General features: G+C 69.2%; 5 protein-coding genes and 1 pseudogene. 2 read left to right on the top strand and 4 right to left on the bottom strand.

Annotated elements, in window-relative coordinates; translation table 11 throughout:
• Both ACY45C_RS10920 and ACY45C_RS10915 read left to right on the top strand, forming a co-directional pair.
• Window positions 1–365: MerR family transcriptional regulator (locus ACY45C_RS10920; RefSeq protein WP_462187504.1), on the top strand; the 365-nt coding region annotated here is incomplete at its 5' end.
• 143 nt (window positions 366–508) lie between these two features.
• Window positions 509–883: pseudogene (locus ACY45C_RS10915) on the top strand (recombinase family protein); the annotation flags it as partial.
• A gap of 112 nt (window positions 884–995) precedes the next feature.
• Here the strand turns inward: ACY45C_RS10915 and ACY45C_RS10910 are convergent.
• The 4 genes from ACY45C_RS10910 to ACY45C_RS10895 all read right to left on the bottom strand — a co-directional run bounded on the left by ACY45C_RS10910 (window position 996) and on the right by ACY45C_RS10895 (window position 3,582).
• The gene (locus tag ACY45C_RS10910) at window positions 996–1,286 is read right to left on the bottom strand and encodes a hypothetical protein (protein ID WP_462187507.1); all 291 of its coding nucleotides are present in this window, start codon (window positions 1,284–1,286) and stop codon (window positions 996–998) included.
• 185 nt (window positions 1,287–1,471) lie between these two features.
• Entirely contained in the window at window positions 1,472–2,194 is a 723-nt protein-coding gene (gene prcA / locus ACY45C_RS10905; protein ID WP_023841072.1) for a proteasome subunit alpha, read from the bottom strand.
• Window position 2,195: 1 nt separating this feature from the next.
• Window positions 2,196–3,020, bottom strand: a complete 825-nt coding sequence (gene prcB, locus ACY45C_RS10900) for a proteasome subunit beta (protein WP_462187502.1) — start codon at window positions 3,018–3,020, stop codon at window positions 2,196–2,198.
• A gap of 343 nt (window positions 3,021–3,363) precedes the next feature.
• Window positions 3,364–3,582: a ubiquitin-like protein Pup gene (locus tag ACY45C_RS10895; protein ID WP_462187500.1), complete on the bottom strand. Its 219-nt coding sequence runs from the start codon at window positions 3,580–3,582 to the stop codon at window positions 3,364–3,366.
• Window positions 3,583–3,808 lie beyond the last annotated feature (226 nt).

Here is a 3,808-nt window from a genome sequence, read left to right as displayed (position 1 = left end):
GCGAGGGCTGGAGGCTGGTCCTGGTGTTGATCGGCGAGCTGTCGACACAAACCGGCGCCAGCGTGCGGTCCTTGCGCCATTACGAGAAGAACGGGCTGCTCGTGGCGGAGCGCGGCGCCAACGGCTACCGCCATTTCCCGGAGTCCGCGGTGGAGACGGTGGCCCGGATCCAGGTGCTGCTCGGCGCCGGACTGTCGGTGGCGACGATCCGCCAGGTGCTGCCCTGCACCATCGACGCGACGCCGCGGATCGTGCCGTGTGCCCAGCTGTCGGCGACACTGCGCCGCGAGCTGGACCGGCTGGAGCTACAGGCCGCGTACCTCGATCGCGCACGTTTCCTGATCTCGACGATGCTCGCGGCCTGAGCGCCACAGGAAGTAGCCGGGCCTCCGGGGCGCAGAACCCGTCAGCCGCCGGTACTAGTGGAGCCGTCGTGTCAATGCGATAGTGTCCCGCTCCACCCGCTCCACCCGCTCCACCCGCTCCACCCGCAACCCGCGCGACCCCGATGGGCCGCATGCTGCTCCAGATGCTCGCCATGTTCGCGCAGTTCGAACGCGACACGATCATCGACCGGGTCATCGCCGGCATGGAACGCAAAGCCGCCAAGGGCCTGTGGATGGGCGGCAACCGGCCCTTCGGCTACCAGGTCGACCGCGCCAACTGGAAACTGCTCGCCGACGAGAAGGAAGCGCCCGTCGTCCGTCTGATCTTCAACCTCTACGTCCGCGACCGGCTCGGCACCCGCGCCATCGCCAAGACCCTCAACGAACGCGGCCACCGCACCACCACCGGCGGCCCCTGGTCCGGACACCAGGTGCTCCGCGTCCTGGACAACCGCATCTACCTCGGCGAACTGACCTTCCGCGAGATCACCGTCACCGACACCCACGAACCGATCATCGACGCGGCCCAGTTCGCTGAGGCCGAGAAGATCCTCACCATCCGCAGCGACGAACACACCCACCGGGCCGCCAGCGACTCCGACTACTACCTCACCGGCCGGATGCGCTGCCCGCAGTACCGCGCTCGCCGCCTTCTACCGCGACCACCAGCAGCTCATCGCCGACGCCGTCCACCACGCCCGCCAGCTCCACCACAACGCCCACGCCGACCGCATCGGCGAACTCGCCACCGTCCAGACCGACCTCACCCAGACCGACCAGGCCATCGACCACTACCTGTCCGCCTTCGAGCGCGGCACCCTCGACGAAAAAACCCTCGCCACCCGACTCGCCGCCCTGCGCACCAAGCAGAAGCAGCTCCGCCGCCGCCCTACCAGCCACAACGCCCCCGAAAGGAGCGGTTCGTACAATGCCAAACATGGTGGGGCGGGTGAGACTCGAACCCCGGGATGCCACGCGGAGCTCGGCATCCCGGGGTTCGGGGAGTCCTCCCCCGGTGGACATCGCGGCCCGCCAGGAACCGACCGATGGCCGGCGAACACGGTGGGCCGGTCGGGTGGCCGGGGTCAGGTGGCCGAGGTCTGCGCGAGCAGCCCCTCGAGTGCCGGGCCCACGATCCGCTTGAACATCCGTCGGGTCCGGGTCCGGTCCAGCATGCCGACCTCCAGGTTGGCGGCCGCGAGGACCCGCTCGCCATTCTGCGGCAGGCCCGGGGGCACCCCGACGGTCAGGGCCTGCACCGCGACGCGCAGCGCCTCGGCGAGCGGCTGGCCGTCCCGGTGATGCTCCTTCAGTGACGTCGTGACCTGCTCGGAGGCGCCACCGATCGCGACGAAGCCCCGCTCGTCGGCGATCGACCCGTCATAGGTCAGCCGGTAGATCTGGTCGTCGGCGATCGAGGTGCCGACCTCGGCGACGACGATCTCGACCTCGTAGGGCTTGACGCTCTCGCTGAAGATCGCACCGAGGGTCTGCGCGTAGGCGTTGGCGAGCGCGCGGCTGGTCACGTCACGCCGGTCGTACATATAGCCACGCGAGTCCATGAGACGGATGCCCGCCGTCCGCAGATTCTCGAACTCGTTGTACTTGCCGACCGCGGCGAACGCGATGCGGTCGTAGATCTCACTGATCTTGTGCAGGGTCGCCGACGGATTCTCGGCGACGAACAGGATCCCGTTCTCGTAGGTGAGGACGACGACGCTGCGACCCCGCGCGATGCCCTTGCGCGCGTACTCGGACTTGTCGCGGACCTGCTGTTCGGGGCTCGCGTATCCGAACGGCATGGTCACGTCAGCCTCCCGAGTTCGTTGAACGGTCCGCGATGATGGCCGTCACCACTGGTTCTATCTCATCGTCGGCATAGCGACGGTAGCCGTCCGCCGTCACGACCGCGACGATCGGGTACAGCTTGCGGATTACGTCCGGCCCGCCGGTCGCCGAGTCGTCGTCGGCGGCGTCGTAGAGGGCCTCGACGCTGATCCGGACGGCGTCGTCCTGGCTGAGATCGGACCGGAACCGCTTCTTCAGCGAACCCTTCGCGAACACCGAGCCCGAACCGATCGACTCGTACGTGCGCTCCTCCGACTTCGCCGCCGCGATGTCGTAGGAGAAGATCCGCCCCTTGCCCGTGTCGAGGTCGTACCCGGCGAACAGCGGGACGACGGCGAGGCCCTGCAGGGCCATCGGCAGGTTTCCCTTGACCATGGCCGCCAGCCGGTTGGCCTTCGCGTCCAGGCTCAGCGTCGACCCCTCGATCTTCTCGTAGTGCTCCAGCTCCACCTGGAACAGCCGGATCAGCTCGGCGCCGACCCCGGCAGTGCCGGCATACCCCACACAGGAGTAGTCGTCGGCGTGATGGACCTTCTCGACGTCCCGCTGAGCGATCATGTGCCCCTGTGTCGCGCGCCGGTCACCGGCCATGATCACGCCACCGGAAAACGCCACCGCCACGATCGTCGTGCCGTGCGCCACCTCGGTGACCGGCCCCGGCAGGCCACCCCGGGCCCCCGGCAGCAGGTGCGGCGCCGACCGCGACAGGAAATCGGCGAACGACGATGTTCCCGACGTCATGAACACAGCCGGTAGGCGCCCGGCGGCCCCCAATGGATCAGCCACGCATCCCCCTTCCGATAGTCGGTCACGTGAGCCGCGCGCCCGGGGCGTCCCCGAGGCTCCCGGCCCGACGTTACAGATGAAGCACAACATAGGGCTATCGCCCCCCGAAGCGGGCGGGCAGGCCGGTCGAACGAGTCGGCAGGGAAGGCGGTCACAGCCGCACGTGCGGCCCGCCGACCTGCGCCGGGGCACGCGGGCGGTGCGGCGCCGGGCCCCCGCGGCACGCGGCCTCACCCGGCGGCGTCGACCCCGCCAGAGCTACCACCGCCGGGCGTCATCCACGACGCCCGATACCACTGGCTACCGGCCCGCCGGTTACCGGACGGCCGGCTACGGACCGCCGTTACTGGCCGCCCTTCTGGACATAGCCCTTCACGAACTCCTCGACGTTCTCCTCTAGGACGTCGTCGATCTCGTCGAGCAGGGAATCGACGTCCTCGGAGAGCTTCTCGTGCCGCTCCTTGAGGTCGGAGGCACTCGTGTCCTCGGTCGCGACGTCGTCGATCTCCTCCGCCCGACGGTCCGCGTGTTGCTGCCCGCCGCCGCTGTCCCTGGTGGCCATGAAGCCCTCCTTCGATCGCCTGGCGCAACACTATCCCGCCCCACCGACACCATCCGTTCGATCGGTGAGAGGTCCACTCCATCACGAACCGGCCGTTCCGTCGCGACGTCCGCCCAGGGCGCAACGTGAACCCCCTGCCAGGGATCCGGCGCCGGCTCTCCCGACCGGGATCGGCGCCGGCTCTCAGCGGCCGGCGAGCGCGTCCACCAGATCACTCGCCGTGGGG

It is taken from the genome of Frankia sp. CcWB2 (assembly GCF_977927585.1).
The sequence above is the reverse complement of the archived record's forward strand: the minus strand, read 5'-3'. Positions and strand labels throughout refer to the sequence as shown.

Excerpts from the sequence above, each read along its gene's own strand:
- ACY45C_RS10895 (WP_462187500.1), bottom strand. The coding sequence starts at position 3,582 with ATGGCCACCAGGGACAGCGGCGGCGGGCAGCAACACGCGGACCGTCGG.